The sequence below is a fragment of the Chamaesiphon sp. GL140_3_metabinner_50 genome (assembly GCF_025361915.1).
Lineage (GTDB): Bacteria > Cyanobacteriota > Cyanobacteriia > Cyanobacteriales > Chamaesiphonaceae > Chamaesiphon.
In genome coordinates, this window is record NZ_JANYJC010000010.1 from 1 (window position 1) to 3063 (window position 3063).

Sequence of the window (3063 nt, forward strand, 5' to 3'; positions counted from 1 at the left end):
TAATGTTTTAAATCGCTGCTCTTGCCAACGCAGCCCCAGCATCGTCGCCGTATAGAACATAAATCCTGGCTCTTCCATCTGGGTAAAAATGAACCCAAAGCCAGCCACACTCAAGAGTAAAAATTTCCCGTAATTATCCACGCACACATAACGCCAGACGATCCAACCTAGCATTAAGTAGGCACACACGCCAGCCGCACCCAAATCGCCCCACATCCCCGCCCAACCAAACATCGGACAAAACATGGTAGATTCCAACGCCAGCCAACTCCCAAAGTAAGCTTTCAGCATCGCTTGACTGGCAGGATGCATCGTCGCGCCCAGCGGCCCTAAAATCGCCCAATTTTCCTTGAGCAACCAGCCACCCAAACGTCCGGCAGTATGACCGGGGCCAAGTCCGACGATCCAATTGAGCGGGGAATGATAAAATGTCGGCAATAGATTAAAAGCAATTAATTTAATTCGTGATGCTTCGCCATGCGGCCCATATGCGCCCTCTTTATCTAAGTAATTTTTAAAAGCTGCAAATGCCGATAGATTTTCGACGCACCAGTAGAAAGCAATTAAAATTAGGATGGATAAAATGATATAAGTTAGGGTTTTTCCCACATTCTTCATTGTTGAAAAAATTAACAGCACCCCACCGAATGCCAGCGCGAATAGCACTTGTTTGGAATCGGAAAGTTGAAGTTGATAAGCCGCAGCGAGTAAGGTGGCATATCGCAGCCAGACTGGGGCGGCTTTGGCAAACATTAGATAATAAATGCCAAAGTAAATCGAAACAGTCGTCGAGACATAATTGCCAGCTCCCGAAACAAAAAACACCCCCGCCATGCCATCGGTGGCATCTAATCCACCCGCAGAGATTTTATTAAATTTGAGCAACGGCCATTGGATGAATGCCAGAGCCATGTTGGCAAAGGCAGCATAAATCGTCCAATTGCGGAAGCGATGAAAACTTGCAGGAGACATTGGGATGCAAACGATCGCCATCAGCAGCATAAATGGCCCACCCAGCAGCAAAAAATCAAAAATGATATTAATGATGCCCGCATTGTTAATCGCCGCACTGGCGATCGTCACGCCCAATAGAGTCAATAGTCCGCACAATAACATCCACACAGTATTAATTTGTTGGGGATCTGTCGGACGGGCGGTGGTGAGAATAATGGCGGCGGTTAAGGGGACGATCGCAAAGTGCAAATGATTCAGAGCTGATGGTAATCGAGTAATCGAGCAAACTACCCGCGAATAAAAGGCGATCGAAAATGCCGCCATGACGAGCGTGCTACTTTTATAAAAACCTTGTTTACGCGCTTTGGGCATGGGAGTTCGGAGATAGGAGTTGGGAGATGGGGAGTAAGGAGTAAGGAGTAAGGAGTAAGAAGTAGGTACTATTCACTATTTACTATCCACTATTCACTATTGACTAAATCTCGATCGCCAGACGTGAGTCATACTAATACCGATAATTTGGGGGTGGTTTTGAGGATAGTTTGGTAGAAGTGCAAATATTGACGGGAGATGACGGTGCTGGAGAATGGGGAAGAAGATCGATCGGTGGTGACTGCGGGTGGGTTGTGGATGATATCGTGGATCGATCGGGCGAGATTGGATTTGGGATCGCCCTTAAAATCGAAATAGCCACAGGCTCCCGCGCCAATTTCTCTAAAGATGGGGATATCGGAACACACTACCTGACAAGATAAGTGTAGAGCCTCGGCGAGGGGCAAGCAGAAGCCTTCGATCGAGGAGGGGAGGATGACGGCTTGGCTATGTTGGTACAGCCAGATCAGTTGGGGATCGTCGATCGCGCTCAGGAGGTGGACTTTGGTTTCGAGGTGGAGATCTTTAATCTGTTGGTGCAAATTTGCGGTTTCGGGGCCGTGACTGCCGACAATTACCAGATCGATATTTGGAGCGATTTGGTGTTTATCTAACAATAATTCATAGGCATCGATGAGTAAACCGAGATTTTTATTTTTACGATGTTGACCGACACTTAATATAAATGGTGCGCGTTCTCGATCTCGGAAAAAATCGGGGACGGTTGGTGCGATGAGATCGAAATCGACGATATTATAAACCACACTGGCGGTCTGACTTGCCGGACGATTTGGCAAAAAATATGCCAACCGATCCATCGTCGTCTGAGACACGCAGCTTACGCCATCGCTCTGCTGAATGCATTTCCTTAATAACCAGCGATTGCAAGTCGCCTGAATTCTACCAAAATTTTCGGGGTATTCGTAAGGATACAGATCGTGAATTGTGGCGACGACGGGACAGGTAAATCGCGATCGCTCGAAGGGTAAGGGAAATGATAGATGTACCAAATCGGGACGTAATTGCTGGGCTAGTTTGGGCAGCCCCCATAAAAACCAGAGATTTCTAGATACCGAGCTGTTGGTAATATCGACAATAGTAACGACAATTTTGGGCGATCGCAGATCGAACACGGTGGTAAAATAATCTTGCTGCCACGCCCCGATCGCGATCGTGACTTGGGTAATCTCTGGGCTAGCAGCCAGACAGCGCGCCAGATTAGCGGCATGTCGGCATACACCTGTGGGCTTAGAAGGTCTGTGTAACGCAGAGATCAGGACGTGCATAATTATTAATGGTGTTGCGGTGGATCGATGACGAGTTCTTGATAGATTTGGGCTAGCTGTTTGCCCTTGACTTCCCAACTGTAGTATTCCCTCACGCGGAGCTGTCCCGATCGTCCCAGGTCAGATCTAAGCTGTTTGTCGCTAGCTAGCCGTACCATTGCTTGGGCTAAACCGCTCACAGCCAGTTCGGGACTAGCTGCTGGTACTTTAATCCCCGTTGCGGCGGTAACTTGAACGGCGGGGCCACCCAAATCCAGACAGATTACAGGTCTGCCTGCTGCCATTGCTTCCAAGCAGACCCAGCCCCCAGAATCGTGCAGGCTCGGATGTACGAACACTGAAGATTGTGACAACTTCTGGAGTACTTCGGCACGGGGTAATAAGCCCCAAAACTTCACCTGCTTGGCAATACCCAGATCGATCGCCATTTGTTTGAGTGGCTCTAGTTCGG

Annotated in this window: 3 protein-coding genes; all 3 read right to left on the reverse strand. The window is 48.4% G+C overall.

Annotated features, from left to right (window positions below; all coding sequences use genetic code 11):
* Window positions 1-1326 (reverse strand): hypothetical protein (locus tag Q0R35_RS00350; RefSeq protein ID WP_295613249.1); only part of this gene is annotated, 1326 nt, incomplete at its 3' end.
* Window positions 1327-1454: 128 nt separating this feature from the next.
* Window positions 1455-2612: a glycosyltransferase family 1 protein gene (locus Q0R35_RS00355; RefSeq protein ID WP_295613252.1), complete on the reverse strand. Its 1158-nt coding sequence runs from the start codon at window positions 2610-2612 to the stop codon at window positions 1455-1457.
* Between the two features lie 5 nt (window positions 2613-2617).
* On the reverse strand, window positions 2618-3063 hold a 446-nt coding region (locus Q0R35_RS00360), incomplete at its 5' end, for a glycosyltransferase (protein WP_295613255.1).